14 protein-coding genes are annotated in these 19,093 nt (G+C 66.2%); 3 read left to right on the forward strand and 11 right to left on the reverse strand.

Features of this window, described 5'->3' with window-relative positions; genetic code table 11:
* The 3 genes from VJ673_RS11290 to VJ673_RS11300 form a co-directional block, all read left to right on the forward strand.
* The coding region (locus tag VJ673_RS11290; RefSeq protein ID WP_324126200.1) for a fibronectin type III domain-containing protein at positions 1-1,905 on the forward strand (1,905 nt) is incomplete at its 5' end.
* 7 nt (positions 1,906-1,912) lie between these two features.
* Positions 1,913-3,457: an MBOAT family O-acyltransferase gene (locus VJ673_RS11295; RefSeq protein ID WP_324126201.1), complete on the forward strand. Its 1,545-nt coding sequence runs from the start codon at positions 1,913-1,915 to the stop codon at positions 3,455-3,457.
* Positions 3,457-4,671: a hypothetical protein gene (locus tag VJ673_RS11300; protein ID WP_324126202.1), complete on the forward strand. Its 1,215-nt coding sequence runs from the start codon at positions 3,457-3,459 to the stop codon at positions 4,669-4,671. The genes VJ673_RS11295 and VJ673_RS11300 overlap by 1 nt, the downstream gene beginning before the upstream one ends.
* Before the next feature lie 9 nt (positions 4,672-4,680).
* On the opposite strand, the gene VJ673_RS11305 is transcribed toward VJ673_RS11300, so the two are convergent.
* From VJ673_RS11305 to VJ673_RS11355, 11 genes are all read right to left on the reverse strand, one after another.
* Complete coding sequence (locus tag VJ673_RS11305; protein WP_324126203.1) at positions 4,681-7,812, reverse strand: sulfatase-like hydrolase/transferase; 3,132 nt, start codon at positions 7,810-7,812, stop codon at positions 4,681-4,683.
* A 31-nt stretch (positions 7,813-7,843) separates the two neighbouring features.
* On the reverse strand, positions 7,844-8,749 hold the full coding sequence (locus tag VJ673_RS11310; RefSeq protein ID WP_324126204.1) for a glycosyltransferase family 2 protein: 906 nt from the start codon (positions 8,747-8,749) through the stop codon (positions 7,844-7,846).
* Positions 8,733-9,743: a sulfotransferase family protein gene (locus VJ673_RS11315; protein ID WP_324126205.1), complete on the reverse strand. Its 1,011-nt coding sequence runs from the start codon at positions 9,741-9,743 to the stop codon at positions 8,733-8,735. Before VJ673_RS11315 ends, VJ673_RS11310 begins: the two co-directional genes overlap by 17 nt.
* Before the next feature lie 4 nt (positions 9,744-9,747).
* Positions 9,748-10,671, reverse strand: coding sequence for a glycosyltransferase (locus VJ673_RS11320; protein ID WP_324126206.1), 924 nt, complete (start codon positions 10,669-10,671; stop codon positions 9,748-9,750).
* The gene (locus VJ673_RS11325) at positions 10,668-11,612 is read right to left on the reverse strand and encodes a glycosyltransferase family 2 protein (RefSeq protein WP_324126207.1); all 945 of its coding nucleotides are present in this window, start codon (positions 11,610-11,612) and stop codon (positions 10,668-10,670) included. The genes VJ673_RS11320 and VJ673_RS11325 overlap by 4 nt, the downstream gene beginning before the upstream one ends.
* Before the next feature lie 12 nt (positions 11,613-11,624).
* The gene (locus VJ673_RS11330; protein ID WP_324126208.1) at positions 11,625-12,413 is read right to left on the reverse strand and encodes a polysaccharide deacetylase family protein; all 789 of its coding nucleotides are present in this window, start codon (positions 12,411-12,413) and stop codon (positions 11,625-11,627) included.
* Between the two features lies 1 nt (position 12,414).
* Positions 12,415-13,221 carry a sulfotransferase gene (locus tag VJ673_RS11335; RefSeq protein WP_324126209.1) on the reverse strand — a complete coding sequence of 269 codons (807 nt, stop codon included), beginning with the start codon at positions 13,219-13,221 and terminating at the stop codon, positions 12,415-12,417.
* Between the two features lie 24 nt (positions 13,222-13,245).
* On the reverse strand, positions 13,246-14,718 hold the full coding sequence (locus VJ673_RS11340) for a lipopolysaccharide biosynthesis protein (RefSeq protein ID WP_324126210.1): 1,473 nt from the start codon (positions 14,716-14,718) through the stop codon (positions 13,246-13,248).
* Positions 14,715-15,893, reverse strand: a complete 1,179-nt coding sequence (locus tag VJ673_RS11345) for a Kelch repeat-containing protein (protein WP_324126211.1) — start codon at positions 15,891-15,893, stop codon at positions 14,715-14,717. Before VJ673_RS11345 ends, VJ673_RS11340 begins: the two co-directional genes overlap by 4 nt.
* Positions 15,894-16,000: 107 nt before the next feature.
* Complete coding sequence (locus VJ673_RS11350; RefSeq protein WP_324126213.1) at positions 16,001-17,206, reverse strand: pyridoxal-dependent decarboxylase, exosortase A system-associated; 1,206 nt, start codon at positions 17,204-17,206, stop codon at positions 16,001-16,003.
* Between the two features lie 35 nt (positions 17,207-17,241).
* Complete coding sequence (locus VJ673_RS11355; RefSeq protein ID WP_324126212.1) at positions 17,242-18,843, reverse strand: acyl-CoA ligase (AMP-forming), exosortase A system-associated; 1,602 nt, start codon at positions 18,841-18,843, stop codon at positions 17,242-17,244.
* Positions 18,844-19,093: the final 250 nt, after the last annotated feature.

The following is a 19,093-nucleotide window of genomic DNA, read 5'->3' on the forward strand; positions in this document are numbered from 1 at the left end:
GCACGCGTCGCCGACATCGCTGAGGCTTTCGAATACCCGCTCTTCGCCTACGCGCCGCCCGCCTGGTATTCGGATTCCGAAGCGTGGTACTTCGAGATCGCGCGTTCGCCGGCCGATGCGCGGCGCAACAGGGGCGCAGGCGGAGGCGGCGGGGACGGGCACTGGATACCCAACGGCGCAGGCATCAAGCGTCACGGCGAAAACAGCAGCTACAACTCGGGCGGCCACCACGACAGCCTGAGTTCGGGCTGGCTCGATTTCCTCAGCACAGGTCAGCTGTCCGATCTGGAGAAGAACCTCGCCTTCAGCCGCTGGACGATCTCGCAGAATCCGGGCTGGGTCTATCGCGATAACCGGATCCGCTTCGGCGAAGGAGCTCAGCGCCTGACGGCCGTCGACCGCGCCTTGGCCGACTGGAACGTGCTGGCAGGCTTCGGTCCGAAGGACTTCTACACCTGGCAAAGCGAGCGGATGAAGGACGTGCCGACGCCGCGCGGGCCGGAGAAGAGGCCGGTCGGGGGATGGAGCTACCTGAACGGGTACAAGATCCTGCCGGACATGGAGCACTACGCGCTGTTTCGGCTGTTCGAGTACTACTACCTCTTCGGCGACCGGCGCGCGCTCGACGCGATCTACGGCTTCGTGAACTGGGACCTCAACTTCCAACACATCAACCTCTTCAACGGCAAGATGCAGCCGCTGACGACAACCGACTACTTCGAGAAGGACCCGGACGCCCTCTGGCGCGGTCACTACTCCCGCGTCTATACGTGGATGCTGTACACCAATCTCGCGGGCTTCCAGGCCACGGGCAGCCCCGTGTTCGACGAGTTCGCGCGCTGGCAGGTGCGCCGCCTGCTCGCCCTGCTGCGCAACCGGCACGGGCAGCTGACCAGTCCCGCGCGCGAGGAGCAACTGGCCGGCAAGGTGCTCGAGCTCTTCAAGGTCAGCCCGGTCGCCGTCTCCAAGACGCAGACCTGGATGGAAGCGCAGGGCGTCCTGGCGCTGCACGAGGCCTACAAGACCTACGGCGACGAACGCATCCTCGACGGCCTGTGGGGTCAGGCCGACTACTTCGCGCATCACGTGCTGTTCTATCCCAAGCTCGGGATGATCAACAACTGGACGACGATGCCCTCGCAGTACATCGGCGAGGAGGAGAAGTCGGTGATGCCGCAGCGGCATGACCACATGCTGCAGGCCTTCCCCTACCTGTACCACTACACCGGCTGGCCCGAGATCCGCCAGCGTTATGAGTCGCTCGTCAATTCGCCCCGCGACAGCTGGGTCGCGCCGCCCTTCATCCAGGTGATGGCATGGGAGCGGGACAATGTCGCCAAGCATTCGACAACGCCGCCGGACGCGATCACGGATCTGCGCGTGGTCCGCGTCGCGCGCGGCGGCGTCACATTGAGCTGGACTGCGCCGAAGGACGACGGTCCGACCGGGCGCGCCGAGCGCTACTTCGTCAAGTACAGCGACAAGCCGATCGTCGAGTTCGCGCCGACCGACAACCCGCAGCGGGCTGCAGAGAAGCAGCGCGTCGTCAGCGAGGTCGAAAATGCAATCCTGTCACGCCAGAAGAACGGCAAGATCGACCTGCGGATCATGCCCGGCGACTTCACGAACGAGCGCTCCGGCCCGCCACAGGTCAGCCCGGACTGGGGCAAGGTCAACGCCTTCTGGATGGCCGAGCACGTCGCCGGCGAGCCGAGTCCCGGCGCGCCGGGTACGACCGAGACCTTCACGATGCGCGAACTGCTGCCGCACGACGCCTTCGGCGCGCCGACCCAGCCGACGGTCGAGAACCTGAAGCCGGGGACCTACTACGTTGCGATCTGCTCGTGGGACGCCGACCGCAATCTCAGCCGGCTGTCGAACGTCGTGCGCTTCGAGTGGAAGTGAGCGGGCAGTGCTGTTCAACTCCTACCCCTTCCTGTTGGCCTTCCTGCCGGTCACCTTGCTCGGCTTCTTCATTTTCGGCCGCTTCGGAAAAGGTGTTGGCGCGGGCTGGCTCGCGGCCTGTTCGCTGTTCTTCTACGGGTGGTGGGACTACCGCTACCTGGCGCTGCTGCTCGCGTCGATCGTCGGCAATTATCTCGCCGGTGGGTACATCGCGAGTCATGCAGGCGGCCTGCAGGGGAGGCGCGCGCTAACGCTCGCGGTGGCCGCCAACCTGCTCTTGCTCGCCTATTACAAGTACGCCGATTTCTTTGTCGCCAGTCTCAATGCCGTGACCGGCGGCGACATCCCTTTGCTCGGCGTGATCCTGCCGATCGGCATTTCCTTCTTCACCTTCACACAGATCGCGTTCCTCGCCGATGCGTATACCGGCAAGGTCACCGAATACCGCTTCGTCTATTACCTGCTCTTCGTCACCTACTTCCCGCACCTCATTGCGGGGCCCGTCCTGCACCACAAGGAAATGATGCCCCAGTTCGACGAGGACCGTAATTACCGGCCCGATCCATCCAGCATCGCCGTCGGGCTCACGATCTTCGCGATCGGGTTGGCGAAGAAGGTACTGATCGCGGACAACCTGGCCGACTACGCGACGCCGGTCTTTTCCGCGCAAGCGGAGGCGCCGTCTCTGTTCGTCGCGTGGGGCGGCGCGCTCGCCTACACCTTCCAGCTCTACTTCGACTTCTCTGGCTATTCCGACATGGCGATCGGCCTGTCCCGCCTCTTCGGCGTGCGCTTGCCGCTCAACTTCAACTCACCCTACAAGTCGTCGAACATCACAGAGTTCTGGCGTCGTTGGCACATGACGCTGTCGCGCTTCCTGAAGGACTATCTTTACATCCCGCTCGGTGGCAACCGCCACGGTCCGCTGCGCCGCAAGGCCAACCTGATGGTCACGATGGTGCTGGGCGGGTTGTGGCATGGCGCGGGGTGGAACTTCGTGATCTGGGGCGCACTGCATGGCTTCTTCCTCGCGGTCAATCACGCGTGGCAGGACGTTTCGGCAAGGATTCCGTTCCGGCTCCCGCCGCGTCTCGCGCGTGGCCTCGCGGTCTCAGTGACCTTCCTGTGCGTCGTGTTCGCCTGGGTGTATTTCCGCGCGCCCGACCTCGCCACCGCCAACCGTTTTGTCGCCGGCATGCTCGGTGCTTGGGGGGCTGCGCTGCCGGAGTCGGTCCTGTCCCATCTGGGGCCGGCCAGATCCGTGCTCGAAGGGCTTGGCGTCGTTGCTTACCTGGGAGGCGGGGGGACGTTCGCCCAGACTTGGCTATGGGTCGTCGGCGGCGCCTCGATCGCCTTCCTCGCCCCGAATACGCAGGAGATCATGAGGCATTTCGAGCCCGCGCTGTCGAACGAGGCGTTGCGCAGCGTTCAACCGGCGACGACGCTGAGCTGGCAGGCGCGCCGTCGCGACGCCGTTGCCGTCGGCCTGTTGCTCGCGCTCGGCGTACTTGCCCTCAGCCGTCCGACAGAATTCCTGTATTTCCAGTTCTGATGAGCGCGGCCATCCATTCTTGGGGAAGCTACCTGCGCTGGATGCTGGCGACCCTGGTCCTCGTCGTCGCCTCGGCCGCTGTCTTCAATGCCGTCATCGACCCGCTCGGTGTGTTCGATTCTCCGCGCATCGCCGGCCTCAACGCCGTCAAACCCTATCTGGACCACCACCGCGAGCTCGCGCGCTGGCAGGCCGCCCGCCGCGCGTGTGCATCGGCCGGCATCTTCGGCAACTCGCGTGCGGAAATCGGCTTCGACCCGGAAAATGAGCTCTTCGCCAGGCACGGGCTGTCCGCGTTCAACCACGCCGTCCCGGGGACGAGCGCGGAATTGAGCCTCCGCCAGATCAGTTGGCTCGACGCAGCCGGCTGCATGCCGAAGACGATGGTACTCGGCGTCGAGTTCTTCGACTTTCTCGGCGGCGCGCGGCCTCGCCCGCTGGCGTCGCGTCCGACTGCACCTGCCCCACGGCCGGACCTGCGTTTCCTCGCCGAGTCGGTCTTCTCCGTGAGCGGTTTGCGCGATTCACTGGATACGGTGCTGCTGCAGCATGCGAGCTACCCGGCCACGCTGACGCCGCGCGGCTTCAATCCGCTGCTCAACTACGTCCCGGAAGTGGCGCAGAACGGTCATTACATGCTGTTCCGCCAGAGGGCAGAGGAGAACGTGCGCAGCTGGCTACGCAAGCCGCCGCGGGTGAATCCGGCCGAAGGCGGAGTGTCGGAGAACGAGCAGGTGCTCGATGCGATCCTCGCCCGCGGCGCCGAGGCCGGCGCCACGACCTATCTCGTGATCTACCCCTATCACGCCGAAATTCGCCTGATGCTGGAGCGGCTCGGCATGGGCGAGCTCTTTGCCGAGTGGAAGAAGTCGATCGTGGCCATCGCCGCGCGACATGCAGCGGCGGGCGGGCGGGTCGAGGTGTGGGACTTCAGCGGCGTCTCGCCGGAAACCCTCGAATCCATTCCGGCGCGGGGCGACCGCCGCACGCAGATGCAGTATTACTGGGAGGCCGGTCACTTCAAGAAGGCGCTTGGCGACCGCGTCCTCGCCCGCGTTCTCGGCGAAGAGAACGGCTTCGGCGTCCGCCTGGACGATGGCAATTCGGACCGAACGATCGCGGAAGACCGGGCCCGCGTGCAGGCGCTGCTTGCCGAACCGTCACCGCTGCTTGCGGAGGTGGACGCGGTTCTGGAGCGTCATGCCAGCCGCTGAGGATGGGCTCTAGGCGGCGACGCGTCCCCGCCTCAATACCGGATCGCGCTCCATCCACTCGCGCAGTTCCGCCCACAGGCGCCTCACTTCCATCGGATGGTCTTCGGCAAGATCCCGAGTGCACCCGGGGTCGGCGATTACGTCATACAGCGCCAGCCGCTCGCCGGACTCCAGCGGCTGATAGACCAGCTTCCAACGTCCGTCGCGCACCATCCGGTCCTTCGCGAGCAACACGATGTCGTGGTATTCGGCTTTGATCGCGAGCGCGCCGCTGGCGTCATCCGGCACGTCGAGCAGTTGCAGCAGATCGGGGTAACTGAGGTGTTGGCTCGGTAGCCCTGGCATCGGCGAAATCCAGATTCCCGTCTCGTTGAAGGCCTTGAGCTGCAGGTCGATGGCGGGGTCTAGCATGGCAGCGCGGATTGAATGCCCGTCGCACTTCACGGACGGCGCCTCCAGCAGTTCGAGCAGCGTCGGCATGATGTCTATCGTGCGCACCACCTGATCGACCTGTCGCCCGCCGGCCTCGCGCGGATCCGCGACGATCAGCGGGACGCGCGCGCTGAAGTCGCCCAGCGCGGAATTTCCCTGGCCCCAGGTGCCGTGCTCGAAGAACTCCATGCCGTGGTCGCTATAGAGCACGACGATCGTGTTCTCCGCCAGACCGCAGGACTCCAGGTGCCGCATGACCTGGCCGACTTCATCGTCGAATTGCGACACGCAGCCGTCGTAGAGCGCGAGGATCTGATCGAGGTCGAATTCCTCGCGCGGCTCCCCTTGGCGCCGGATGATTTCGAATGGGTCCGTCACCCGTGCCATCGCGAACTTCGAAGCGCCTTCGTAGCTGGAATCCGAATGGCGCAGGTAGAAGGGATATTCGGAGGCGAAGGGCGGGTGGGTGGTCGAGTAGAAGGTGTTGAGCATGAAGGGTTCGCCGGTGCTCCCGAGACGGGAGATTAGGCGGCGTGTCCGCTGACCGAGCTGCGTCGTCTGCGGCGCGCCGCCCAGGAAATGGACCTCGGGGACCAGCAGGCGGCCCACGCGGTTGTGCAGGAAGACCGACAGGAAGAGGCGGATGTCCTTCGGACCTTGGCGGATCAGGTACTTGAGGTTCCACTGGTCTTCCGGGAGATCGAGCACGTCGAACCCCAGCGAGAACTTGCCGAGATCGGAGCCGCACCAGTCGGAAACGGCTGCGGTCCGGTAGCCCAGCGCACGGAGGATCGTCGGCAGCGCGGGAATCTCGAGCTGGGTGTCATGGTCCGGCACGAAGTTGTCGCGGATCCCGTGCGTATGCGGCCAGGTGCCGGTAAACAGCGAGATCAGGCTCGGCGCCGTCCGCGCGCAGGGCACATAGCACGCATCGAAGCGCGTCCCTCGCTTGGCCAGTGCGTCGATGTTCGGTGTCAGCGATTGCCCGTTCCTCAGGGCGCCCACGCGGTCGGCTCGCAGCGTGTCGGAGCCGATCAGCAACAGGTTCGGGCGACCGCCGCTCCGATGCCTCGATACCTTGCCTTCGGGTTCCCACAAGGCGAACACAAAGACGCCCCAGTACCCTGCGGTCAGGCTCGCCACCGCCGCGGCCAGCGCCTCTTGTCCGCGGATCGCGAGCAGGCCGATGAGCGCGCCGACCACGACGGCGACGCAGGCCACGGCAACGGTGTCGGTTTGTGCGAGCTTGTAGGCCGACAGCAAGCGCCACAGCCGGTGCAGCCGGTCCGTGCGGTATTGCCAGGAGGCGACGATGAGGCCGGGATTCACAACGAGCGTGCGGCACGTCAGGTAGCTCGCCGCAAGCGCCAGCGTCAGGAGTGCGGCGAGGCCGGCCAGGAAGGGGCTCGCGACGCCGGGCGAGTCGTCCAGGACGGCGGCGATCACCGCTCCGGGCAGCGCGCAGAACAGTCCGACGCCGAAGGTCCAGAAGCCCAGGCGCGTCATCGCGAACGGAAAGTAGGCGCGATAACGATCCACGATTTCGGGGCGCAGCTGGGGGCCGGTCTGCGAAAAGTCGACCACCGACTTCACGATCAGCGACAGCGCGAGCAGGGCGGCGACGACGACCGCCGGGAGCAGCGCGTCTGTCAGCCGGGACTGCCCCAGTCTCGCCGCGAGGGCGAAGCCGACGAAGCCGACGACGGCGGACAACATCAGGCCAGTCTGCATCGGCAGCCAGGGCAGTCGCGCACGCTGGCGACGATGGCGGGCGGCTTCGCGCATGCCGCTCATCTCGCCGAAAGCGGAGGCGAGCCGGACGAGGTAGAAGCGACGCGGCTGCGCGCGCAGCGACAGTATGCAGCCCCGTGCATAGCCCGCCACCTTACGCCACATGTAGAGCGGCACGCCGCTTTCGGTACGACGGAAGCGCATTACCGACTTCGAGCGCTGAAAGCCCTTGCGCAGCAGGTAGGAGAGGGTCAGCCGCTCGCCGTCGACATAGTGGTATTGGATCATGTCCGGCGCGTACCTCAGCATCGCGCCGCCGCGCAACGCGCGCCGCACCCACTCAAGGTCTTCGCCGCCGCCGAGATTGTGTCCGGTCGGCCCGAGTTCGGTCAGGAAGGGCCCGGTGGCGCGGATTACTTTGATGTGGGCGACCAGATTGCCGCCGCCGGGGATCGCGCCGTCGATGTCGACCTGCATCGGCTTATCGCCTTGGTCATAGCGCGGCACGGGCAGCGGGTAGATCCGGTATGGGCCGTCGTCGTGCACCCATTCGGGCTCGGAGCCGTCCCAGTCGGGCAGGATGCGACCGCAGATAAGCCCCGCGCCCGGGCATTGGCGTACGGCGCGGGCGATCGCTACGAGATAGGCTTCGTCGACACGGTGATCGTCGTCGACGAAGGCAACGACGTCACCGACGATCTGGGGCAAGGCGCGATTGAGCGCATGCGATTTGCCCGGCGTCGGCTCCGCGATCCAGTCGAGCGGAAGGCCCGTCTTATTCTGGTAATCCAGCAGGAAATCTGCCGTGCCGTCGGTACAGGCGTTGGCGACGACCAGAAGCTGCACATCCGTGTCGGGCGGCCGGCGTGCTGCGTTCAACGAGGTGATGACCCGTTCAAGGAGGTCGACGCGGTTGTGCGTACAGATCAGGACTGTCAGCGATAACCTCGACGGCATGGTCTCGGCGCTGTTCGTCATGTCTCGATTGCCCGCCTCGCCCGAATCCCCGTCATACGTGTTGCCCCCGCAGAATGGCCAGTGCCAGCCCGATCGCCAACCGCCCGCGGGCGGCCGGCGCCAGGCAAAGCGCGGTCAGGGCATCGCGTAGGGCCGCTCCCCGCCTGCCGTCGCGATAGCCCCACTTCGCATAGTCGCAAAGGGCCCCCGCATAGGCGCTCCGCCAGAAGTCGCCGCGCAGTTCGGCCGGCAGCAGATTGCGATTCTTGCGGATCATCGCGAGAGCCCCCAGTCGCATCGCCGCGAAATTGCGGCTCACGCTGTCGGGTCGCCGCAGCACCACCACCAAGGGTTCGTCGATGCACACGAAGCCGCCGTGCGCGGCCAGGCGGATCCACAGGTCGGTGTCCTCCGCCCCCCGTAGCGAGTCGTCGAAGCCGCCGAGCCTGACGACGAGATCGCGTCTTGCGAGCACCGCCGAGGCGCCGCCCGCGACCGCCGAGTGGTTCCGGAAGACATCGGCGATCTGGATCGTCCTTCCGCTGGGGCCTCGCCATTCGCCGACTATCCTGCCCTCGGCATCTTCAAGTGTCGCTACGGCGGCGCAGAAGGCGAGCTCCGGCTGCTTTTCCAGCACCGCCACCTGCCGGGCGAGTTTGTCCGGCAGCCAGCGGTCGTCGGCATCGAGGAAGGCCAGGTAAGCTCCCCGCGCAGCCCGAATGCCGGCGTTGCGCGCGCTGCTCATGCCGCCGTTGGCTTGCGTGACGATGCGTATCGAAGGTCCGTACTTCGCGAGCACCACCGGCGTGTCGTCAGTGCTGCCGTCGTCCACGACGATCAGCTCGAAGTCGCGGAGGCTCTGCGCCAGCACGCTGTCGATCGCCCGCCCGACGCACCACGCGGCGTTCCAGGCCGGGATCACGACGCTGACCAGCGGCGTGTCAGCGGTCGAGGTCATAGCCCATCTCACGCATCAGCGGCGCGATCATCGGCAGGATGCGCTCGATGGCCGCTGGGTTGTTCTCCTTCCACTTCTGCTTCTGCGGCACCCCTTTCACGACACTCGTGGGACGCGAGGCGAGGCTCGCGCAGCGCTCTTCGATGCGCAGGTCGAAGGGCACCCCGAGGCGTTCGAAGGCCTCGCGGAACATCGCGACCGGCCGCTCGAAAATGTCTTCGTAGCGGAGCGCGATCCATTGCTGCGGTGGGATGTCCCGTGCCGCATCGAGCGCGAGGCGGTTCGCCGTGAGCCACTGGTAGGCGCACACTTCCTCGAGGCTCGCCCGGTTGTAGTCGCGCCAGCCGGGCGGGAGGAAGAAATGCCATTCGCGGAACTCGCCGCCGTTGATTTCCACCGGATCGGGAGAGGGTCCGAACTGCTTCTGCAGGCCGAAGCCGCCGTCGCGACGGCCCAGCCGCCAGCCGTCGATCATCGAGCTGATGTTGTCCCGGCCGTCGCGCTGGATGAAGACGAACTTCGCCTGCGGGAAGAGCGCGTGCAGGTAGGGCACGCGCAGCGTGTTGATGCAGGTCTTGTCGAGCACCGGCCCTGCGCCGAGACGCGCGTAGAAATAGGCGAGCGCGCGATTGCGATGCTCCTCGCGTGCGTTCGTCGCGTCGGCGGATTCGGATTCCCAGCCGTTCGTCAGCGGACCGTACAGGCCGTCCCAGAGTTGCGGCAGCTCGTAATCGAAGTGCAGAAAATGGCCGGATGCGGCAAAGGTCTCGAAGGTGACGGTCGTGCCGGAGCGCGAGCAGCCGATCACGAAGACCGGGTCGGGCATCGCGGGTCGCATCACCGACCACGCCAGTTCCCGCGCGCGCCATCGGAGCTGACGCAGGTTCTTGGCCCGGATTTCGGGATCGAGCAGCTTCGGCAGGCTGGCGAGCTTCGGCAAGCCCCGGAGGATCGGGCTCTGCGCCTGCATGGGCTTGGACTGCGATTCGGCCATGATCCTATTCCTTCCCCCGCTGCCCATAGCCCACGAGACAGCCGAGCGCATTCGTCGCATTCATCGCCTGCCGCAGGGCGCCCGGCCGCCCCGCGAGCTGCATGTGCAGCGCGCTGGCGCTCTGGCGCAGGAATTGGGAAACGAGGAAGGGCGGCATCCCGAGGACGGTGCGCGAGTAGGACGGCAGCTGGTAGCGTCCGCGGCGCAACCCGGCGCAGTAATGCAGCTTGAGGAAATAGGCGCGCTGCAGGCGCCACGGTTCGACCGCGTGGAGCACCGCCATTCCCGGGCAATAGCGGATCCGGGCACCGCGTTCCATCAGTGCGCGAAACATGATCCCATCCTCGCCGCCGCCGATCGCGCTGCCCTTGCGATCGTAGCGCTTGTCGAAGCGCAGCTCGGGGGGGGCGCGGAAGAGCTTCATCGCATAGGCGATGTTGGCCGTCCAGACCGGCGTGGAGTCGTCCGTGATCCAGAACGCATCCGGGCCGTGGTCGACCGCCGCGAGGAAGCCCAGAAGCTCGTCGCCGAGCCACGGCGGCCGCGCGTGCTGCGAGAAATCCATCGCGACGCGGCCGCCGGCGCAGTCCGCGCCTTCGTCCAGAATTGCATGCGCCGCCGCTTCGAGCAGGCCCGGCAGCGGCATCTCGTCGTCGTCGATGAAGACCATGATGTCGCTGTCGAGCGATTCCTCGATCGCCCGGTTGCGCGCCGCGACGATGCCCTGCGTGCTTTCCGTGACCCAGCGCAAGGGCGCGCCCGGCATCGCGGCGAGCCGCGCGAGCACCTCTGTCGTCGTATCGCGACTGTTGTTGTTCACTGCGAGGATCTCGAAGGGGATCGGGCAAGTCTGCGCACGCATCGCCGCCACCAGCGCTTCGAGGCGGTCCGCACGGTTGTAGGTGCAGAAGGCGTAGGTCAGGATCATTTCTCGACCCCCGCAATGTCGCCCGCGAGGGCGCGGATCAGCCATCGATGCAGCGATTCCGGCAGCAGGGCCGGGAGCATGTGTTTCCAGTCTGCCGGCGAGCCGTAGCGCTCCTTCATGACGACACGGAAGATCTGGCGCGCAGTGCCGATGTCGCGCTTCCAGTAGCTCTCGTAACCCCGTAACAGCAATTCGCCGTCGGTCAGCCGGCGGATGCGGTCCGCGCTGAGGTGCGCGAAGCGCTCCGGGTGACGCTGGAGGTAGCGACGCTGCACCCGCCAGTGCGCGATCGCGGCGCGTGCCCGGTCGTTCGAGGCCTGCACGCCGTTGTGGAAGTGGTAGTAGGCGAGCACCGCCGGCACGCGCACGATCGGCGAGGGGATCGCGACTTCGAGCCACAGCGCGAAATCCTCGGCATTCTTCAGCCCCGGCTCGAATCCGCGCGCAGCCTGCACGGTGTCGCGGCGAGCAAGCACCGCGTGGATGGGCCAGCGGCAGCCGGCGAACAGTTTTTCCGTCTTGTCCGGCGTTTCGTAGTCCGGCGGAACGAAGGGTTCGCCGCGCCCGCCCGTCTGCCCCAGGTTCTGCCACCCGCAATACGCCAGCACGGCCTCGGGCCGGGCGTCGAGTGCCTCATGCATCCGGCTCAGGAAGTCCGGATGCCAGGTGTCGTCCGCGTCGAGGAAGGCGACGTAGGTGCCGGTCGCCTGGGCGAGACCCGCATTCCGGGCAGCGCTCACGCCCTGGTTATGCTGGTGGATGACGCGCATCCGCGCGTCGGTCTGCGCCTGAAGCCACGCCAACGTCGCATCGCTCGATCCGTCGTCGACCGCGATCAGCTCCCAGTCCGCGAATGTTTGCGCGAGCACGCTCCGCACACTGTCCGGCAGATGCGCCACGGCGTTGTAGCACGGCATGATGATCGACACGGTCGGCGCCACGTCGTCTGTCCTCTAGGCCATCGCCCGTCGCATCGCGTATTGCGCGACGTCGCGCCACGATGCGTCGTTGCTGCCGAAGCTCAGCTTGCGCGCAAGGCTGCTCGGCGTGTCGCTGTTAAATATCGACAGACGGCGCAGCTGCATCGGATTCCGGTCGCGCAAGGCCCAGCCCGTGCGCGTCGTGCAGGCGGCGCGGTAGCCCGCGCGGCGCACCGCCTCCTCACAGCGTTCGTCGAAAAGTCCATAGGGATAGGCGAAGCTCTGGACCTCGCGGCCCAGCATATCCTCCAGCGCAGCCTTCGAGTTGGATACCTCGTCGTCGAGGTGGCGGTCGTCAAGTTGCGGCAGACGGGCATGAGTGACCGTGTGGGACCCGACTTCCATGCCCGACGCCGCCATCTCGCGCAAGACGTTCGCCGACAGCATCTGGCCGGACGGCTGGCCTTCGTCGGACCACTGCGGCTCCTGCCCGATACTGCTTGTCACGATGAACCAGGAGGCGCGCATACCGCGCCGCGTCAGCGCTTCCCACGCGGCCACGTTGTCGCCGTAACCGTCGTCGAAGGTGACGACCACCGTCCGCTCCGGATAGCCGTTTCCCATCGCGGCGAGCTCGCCCATCGTCAGCGTCGTCCAGCCTTCCGCCGCCAGGAAATCGAGTTGGCTGCCGAACTGCTGTAGCGACACCGCCCAAGGCCAGGACGGCTTGCCGGGACTCGCCGCGACCGAGTGATACATCAGGATCACGGCATAGTCGTGGCGCGATCGGCGATGTATCAGGCGCGAGATCGGGTCGACCATGTCAGTACCCCCACTGTCGCATTTCCCCACCGAGCCAGTGCCGCAGCAGGCCCCGCTCCCAGCGGCTGAGATCGGACTTATCCCGGCTGACCCAGTCGACCTTGCTCGTTTCGGCAAAGTCCGCAGGCGGCCGGGTCTCGATCTCAAGGTAGTCCATCAATTTGTCGCGCAGTGCCGCATCGGCAACAAAATCTTCATAGCGCAAGGTGAGGCCGAAATCGGCGTCCCGGAACTGCGCAGAACGCAGTCGCCAGTGTTCTGCGTAGTAACGCAGCGTCGCGTGTCCGGGCGGGTGGCCCATCCAGTTGCGGCGCTTGATCGAGAGCATCACGGCGAACGGATCCCGCACCAGAAACACGAACTTCGCGTCCGGGAAGAGCGTGCGCAGGCAGCGCGCCGTCGCCAAATCGCAGCGTGTTTCCTTGATCCCGAAGCGCGGGTAGCCGAGTTCTCCGGCACGCGCGCCATACACCTTGAGCAGCATCGAACGCAGCTCGCCCGCAATGTCCGCGAAGGGTGGGCTCAGGTTGGCGATCCACTGTCCGGAATGCTCGGATTTCGGTGCCGCGACGAAGGTCCGGAAAGCTTCTTCGCCCTTGCCGCCGCCCGTCCCCCCCGGAAAGCGCCGCGCACTCGGCGCAGTGATCTGATCCCACCCGCCCAGCGCATCGCGCAACGCATCGAGCGCGCCGCCCGTCTCGCCCCACACTAGGACTTCCCCGGACGCCGTGACGTAGCGCTGTACGAGCGTGCTGCCCGAGCGCCAGGACGACGACAGCACGAACACCGGTTTGTCGAAGTTGCTCATGCGCTCCTGCCCATCGGGAATTGCTCAGGTGGTGCTGGCTTTGCGCGTCAGGCGCAGTCTGGCCTTCCAGCGAAGCTGCTCGGTGCGCAGTGCATCGATCGGCAGGTAAAGAAAGCACAGCCCGTACACGAGTCCTCCCGCAGTTGCCGTCATCATCAAGTAGATAACTTGGCTCTTTTGCGCGATTTCGCCCGTGAAATGCTGCACAGCAGCCAGCATGCCGATGAGAATCGCATTGAGCATGGCGGCCGGGTGCAATGCCGCGAAAAGCGCGCCCCAGCTCGCTTTCAGGCAGCGCGAAGCGAGCATGTACATATGCAACGCGTTGTAAATGGAGACCAGCAGGACGCCAACTGCAACGCCGGGCAGACCATAGGGCAGGGCGGCGACGGCCGCGAGCAAGGTCATGATCAGCAGGACGACCTGGACGACGAGTTCGCGCCCCAGCCAGTTGCGCGCAGCGAGGACTGCGCCCGAGAGATTCGCGACGGTCAGAAACGGTCCTGCCAGGGCGACCATTGCAAGCGGTGCCGCAGCCTCCGCCCATCTCGATCCGTAGAGCACCGTGACCAGCGAATCGGCGAGCCAGAATGCGCCGACGTAGAACGGCGTCACATACACGGCAACGAGGCCCAGGCTGCGGAAAAACAGGTAGCGCGACTTGTCGAGGTTGTCCTGCTCCTGTGCGAGCGCGCGGAACAGCACCTGGTACACGGAGCCCGTCACCAGCGCCTGCGGAATCCGCGCGAGGCTGTCGCCCTTGTTGAACAGACCGACCGCCGCCGGGCCGAGCGCCTTGCCGAGGACGAAGTTCGTCGCTTGGCTGCGCAGGTAAGCCACGATGTCGTTGAGCGAGACGAGCATCCCGTAGCGGGCCACAGCTTGGGCCCGCCGGAGATCCAGGGACAGCGCCGGGCGCCATCGCGCGAAATGCATGAGCAGCGTCATGCTGCACAGCGAGCCGGCGAGTCCGGCAAGGACTAGGCTCCATACGCCGTAACCCTGCCAGGCCATTGCCATGCTGACGCCGGTGGACACCAGCAGGGTCGCCATGCGCACGACCGTCTGCGACTTGAAGCGCATGTTTCGGTGGAGAATGCTGCCCGGCAGATTCACGAAGGGCCGGATGACAAAGGTCAGCGCCGACACTCGCAGCAAGGAGGCGTAGATCGGCGTGTCATACCACTGCGCGAACCACGGTGCGGCCATATAGAAGAACGCATAGATCGAGCATCCGATCGCGAGCTGCAGCGTAAACACGACGTCGATGTCGCCTTGCGTCACGTCGGTTGCCCGCACCAAACCCTGGCCCATTCCACCGCCCGCGACGAAGCCGGCTAGGCCCGTAAATACCTGGATCGTCACCAGCATGCCGAAGTCCTCGGGCGCCAACAGTCGCGCGAGCACGATGCCGAAGGCGAAGCCCAGGACCTGGGTGCCCGTATTGCCCACGAACAGCCACAAGGCACCGTGCCGGATCGAATCCCCGAGGCTCATCGGCGCAGACCCGCCAGATCGAGCTTCAGGGCCCACACCGAGGGCACCCCGCCGGAGGCTCCCGTGACGAGCAGGAACGCCTTGTGGCGTGCGTCGTAGGCCATCATGAAGTTCATGCCGAGCGCTGGCATGTCCCCTTCCGGGAGGCGAATGTAGCGATTGTCGTCGGGATCGTAGACAAAGCTGCTGTTCGACCGCGCCGGCTTCGCGCGCTCCTTGCCGTTGGGCAGTTCCTCGAACTCCGTGTTGCCTGGAACGAGCAGGAAAACGCCCTGATCGCGATCGAAGGCGACGGGAAAGTGTTGGCTGCGCGGCGCCTCGTCCCCGCGCGGCTTGCGCTCTTCCCAGCGTCCCGCCTCGCCTGGCCTGGGACCTGGCGTGTAGATCCACACATCATTGATGTTGTAGTAGTCCCCGAACACCGCGAAGTTCCCGCGCCGGCTGTCATACACCAGACTGTAATGCATGTGATGATGGCCTTCCTTGGTCGCCTGGACCCAGGTGTGGCCTCCGTCACGCGGCACGAGCTCCCATATGCCCCAGTGGTAGGCGACCGGGACGCCGCGGCGCTCGTCATACGCCGCCGCGGACGCAAAGAATTTCGGCGGGGCTTCTCCGCTGTCGGGGAGCATTTGCCACTGCCGACGCGCCTGGCTGTAGAACCAGGTGGGATGGATCGTCGCCTCGGGAATCTTCTTGCCGATCGGATTGTGCTCGGGCCGTGCCGTCACGATCAGCCCGTCGCGCTGCGAATCGTAGGCCACGCCGCCGTAGGTGTGCATCGCCCAAGGCTGGAGATCCTGCCCACCGGCGACCGCGCGCCCCTTGTCGTCCGCGCGATAGCTCGTTTGCGGTGCGAGCGCAGCATGCGTCGTCCAGCGCAGGGTGGCCGGGTCGAATTCATGTACGCTGTCGTCCCAGTCGAGGCCGTGGGTGTTCGAGCCGAAGATCAGCAGCGTCCCGCGCTTGCTGTCGTAGGCGAGCCCGGCGTGGCCTTGGCGTGTCCAACCGGAGACCGGCGCGGTATCGAGCTTGACCCAGCGATTCGGCGGGAGGTTGTTCAGGTCGCCCCCGGTCGCGCTTGTCGGCGAGCATCCATCGCCGGCCACGAGCGTCAGCGCTGCGAGTCCGATGACAAGACGGTTTCGAAACACGTCGTGGGCAACTTCAGGCATCCGCTACTCCGCAAGCCGTTCGGGACGAACCGCTTCCGCAAGGATAACAAAGCCTCGTGCCGGCAATGTTTCGTTGCGTGGATACCCGGAAGGCATCCACGCAACGGTCACACCAGCACTTCGACCGCCGGCGGATGCCCGAGAAACGCCTGCGGACTCGCGCTCGCGCCGTAGGCGCCGGACTGGTAGATCACGACCAGGTCGCCCGGCCGCGCGTCGGGCAGTGCCATGCGATCGGCGAGCAGGTCGAGTGGCGTGCACAGCGGGCCGACGACCGTTGCGACCGTGTCCGCCGGCGTGTCGGCGCGATTGCCGATCGCCGCCGGATAGTTCTTGCGGATCACCTGTCCGAAATTGCCCGACGCCGACAGGTGGTGATGAAGTCCGCCGTCGCACACGAGAAAGACCTGTCCGCGCGACACCTTGCGGTCCACGACGCGGCTGACATAGAGGCCCGCTTCGCCGACGAGATAGCGCCCGAGCTCAATCACAAGTTTCGCACCGGGCAAGCGGCCTGCCGCGTCCTCGGCGATCCGCGCCAGGTTGTCGGCGATCGGCCCCAGGTCGAGCCGCGCTTCGCCGGGGAAGTAGGGGATACCGAAGCCGCCGCCGAGGTTCACGACACGCACCGCAGCGGGTGCAGCTTCACTCAGCCGCATCGCCAGTTCGAAGCTCTTCTGCTGCGCTTCGACGATCGCTTCGGCCCGCAGATTCTGCGAACCCGCAAAGAGATGGAAGCCCTCGAAGGCGAGCCCGACGCGCCCGATTTCGGCGAGCAGCGCCGGCACCGCCTCGGCATCGACGCCGAAGGGCTTCGGGCCGCCGCCCATCTTCATCCCCGAGCTCTTCAGCTCGAAATCCGGATTCACGCGCACAGCGACCCGCGCCGGCCAGCCGAGGCGCGCCGAAATCTCCGCGAGCCGCCGCACTTCGGTTTCCGATTCGACATTCAGCAGCACGCCTGCCGCGACCGCCTGCGCGAGTTCCGCATCGCGCTTGCCGGGCCCGGCGAAGCTGATGTCGGCGGGATCGCAGCCCGCGTCGAGCGCCACTTTCAGCTCGCCCGCCGACGCGACATCCAGCCCGTCGACGAGCCTCGCCATATGCGCGACCAGCGCCGGCATCGGATTCGCCTTCACCGCATAGTGCAGCTCGACCGCGTCAGGCAGTGCGCTGCGCAACTCTGCGACGCGCGCGTCCAGCAGTTGCCGGTCGTAGGCGTAGAACGGCGTCTGACCGACCCGCGCCGCAAGCCGCGTGAGTGGCAGGCCGCCGACGAGCAGCTCGCCGTTCGCAATCGGGAATTGCGTCATCGACGCATGGACGGGGGCGGGCTTGGCGGCGGTAGTCACTGCGCGGCTTCCTTTTCCTGGCACTCGGTGGCGAGCTGCTTGCGGTCGATCTTGCCGTTCGGGTTGCGCGGCAGGGGCCCGCTACGCGCCTCGATTCGCGCTGGCACCATGTAGGCGGGCATTCGCGCGCGGCAGTCAGCGAGCAGCGCGGCCGTATCGAGCGTACCGCCCGCGGGTGCCGTCGCGACGATACAGATCGACTGACCGAGGGTCAGGTGCGGCAGACCGAAGGCGACGCATTCGCCGACCTTGCCCGTGCCATAGAGCAGCTCCTCGACCTCCGTCGGGCTCACCCGATAGCCCGAGGTCTTGATCATCTCGTCGCGCCGCCCGACGAAGTAGAGGAAGCCGTCCTCATCACGCCGCACCGTGTCGCCCGAAAAGACCGCGATCTCGGGGATCGTCAGACCGGGTTCGCGCCCGCCGACGCCCGCGGGCAGCGGCCGGAAGCGTTCGGCTGTCTTCTCCGGATCGTTCCAGTAGCCCATCGCGACCAGCGCGCCGCGCTGCACCAGCTCGCCCGGCTCGTTCGGCGCACACTCGGTGCCGTCCTCGCGCAGCACCAGCACTTCGCTGTTCGGGATCGCCTTGCCGATCGAATCCGGGCGCAGGTCCGCCTGTTCGGGCAGCAGGTAAGTCGCGCGGAAAGCTTCCGTCAGACCATACATCAGGAAGGGGCGGGTGCGCGGCAGCTTGGCCCGCAGGGCCTTCAGCGTCTCTCCCGGCATTCGTCCGCCGGTGTTGGCGATGTAGCGCAGGTGGTCGGTGACGTCTTCCGGCCACTGCAGCCCGGCGAGCTGGATCCACAGCGGCGGCACCGCCGTCAGCCCCGTCACCTGTTCGCGCACGACCGCGTTGAGCACGTCGCGCGGCAGCAGGTAATCGATCAGCACGACGCGCGCGCCAGCGTGGAAGGCCGTCGTCAGCTGCGAGAACCCCGCGTCGAAAGACAAGGGCAAGGCCGCCAGCAAGGTATCTTCGGCGTTGTTCTCGAGGTACTGCGCGACGCTGCATGCGCCGGTCACCACGTTGCGGTGCGACAGCACGACCCCTTTCGGGCGACCCGTGCTGCCTGAGGTGTAGAGAATCGCCGCCATGTCGCTGTCGATGACACGGTGCCCCTCGCGTGCAGGCGCCGCAGCCAACTCATTCCAGCGATGCACGCTCGCCCCCTGCACCTCGGGGAGTGCCTCCGGCGAGCCGACGATCACCACCTGCCGCAGGTCATGGCAATGCGGGAGCACGGCTTGCAAGGCCGCAAGGCGCTCGACGCTCGTGATCAATACGCGCACATTGCAGTCGCGCAGGATATGCGCCACCTGTTCGCCCTTCAGCAGCGGATTGAGCGGCACGAACACGCCGCCGGCCGCTGTCGCTCCGAAGGCCGCCGCGACGAATTCCACACGTTTCTCAAGGTAGATCGCAACGCGCTCGCCGCGCGCGATGCCCAGTTCGAGCAGCCCGGAAGACCAGGCCGCGCATTGCGCGAAGAGCTCGGCGTAGCTTAGCGCTTCCTTACCGCGGGTCAGCGCAATCCGGGCGCCGTCGCGGGCGGCGGCGCTTTCAACAAGTTGGTGGAGCAGGACGGCGCTGGTCATCGTGTCTCGCGGGAATGCAGTGATGCAGGTCAGGAACGCTCAATGGGCAAGTATAATGCCCTCGTCACCCGTCCGGACCGGCGGAACAGACAGCGATTATCGGTGAAATGAGGTTTATTGCTTTGAACATTCAGCAACAGGTTTTGGTCCTGCTCGATGAAGTCCTGAGCCTCAACGGGCGCGGCCTGCAATTCGACGCGGACTCCCCGCTGCTCGGCAGCGTCCCCGAACTCGATTCGATGGCGGTGCT

Origin of the sequence: Aromatoleum sp., from assembly GCF_035254505.1 — a bacterium.
GTDB lineage: Bacteria > Pseudomonadota > Gammaproteobacteria > Burkholderiales > Rhodocyclaceae > Aromatoleum.

What these genes read in the sequence shown, in the direction of transcription:
- VJ673_RS11315 (WP_324126205.1), bottom strand. Translation starts at nt 9,743, where the DNA reads ATGGCCGAATCGCAGTCCAAGCCCATGCAGGCGCAGAGCCCGATCCTC.
- VJ673_RS11350 (WP_324126213.1), bottom strand. Translation starts at nt 17,206, where the DNA reads ATGACGCAATTCCCGATTGCGAACGGCGAGCTGCTCGTCGGCGGCCTG.
- VJ673_RS11300 (WP_324126202.1), top strand. Translation starts at nt 3,457, where the DNA reads ATGAGCGCGGCCATCCATTCTTGGGGAAGCTACCTGCGCTGGATGCTG.
- VJ673_RS11355 (WP_324126212.1), bottom strand. Translation starts at nt 18,843, where the DNA reads ATGACCAGCGCCGTCCTGCTCCACCAACTTGTTGAAAGCGCCGCCGCC.
- VJ673_RS11335 (WP_324126209.1), bottom strand. Translation starts at nt 13,221, where the DNA reads ATGAGCAACTTCGACAAACCGGTGTTCGTGCTGTCGTCGTCCTGGCGC.
- VJ673_RS11305 (WP_324126203.1), bottom strand. Translation starts at nt 7,812, where the DNA reads ATGACGAACAGCGCCGAGACCATGCCGTCGAGGTTATCGCTGACAGTC.
- VJ673_RS11320 (WP_324126206.1), bottom strand. Translation starts at nt 10,671, where the DNA reads ATGATCCTGACCTACGCCTTCTGCACCTACAACCGTGCGGACCGCCTC.
- VJ673_RS11345 (WP_324126211.1), bottom strand. Translation starts at nt 15,893, where the DNA reads ATGCCTGAAGTTGCCCACGACGTGTTTCGAAACCGTCTTGTCATCGGA.
- VJ673_RS11330 (WP_324126208.1), bottom strand. Translation starts at nt 12,413, where the DNA reads ATGGTCGACCCGATCTCGCGCCTGATACATCGCCGATCGCGCCACGAC.
- VJ673_RS11310 (WP_324126204.1), bottom strand. Translation starts at nt 8,749, where the DNA reads ATGACCTCGACCGCTGACACGCCGCTGGTCAGCGTCGTGATCCCGGCC.
- VJ673_RS11340 (WP_324126210.1), bottom strand. Translation starts at nt 14,718, where the DNA reads ATGAGCCTCGGGGATTCGATCCGGCACGGTGCCTTGTGGCTGTTCGTG.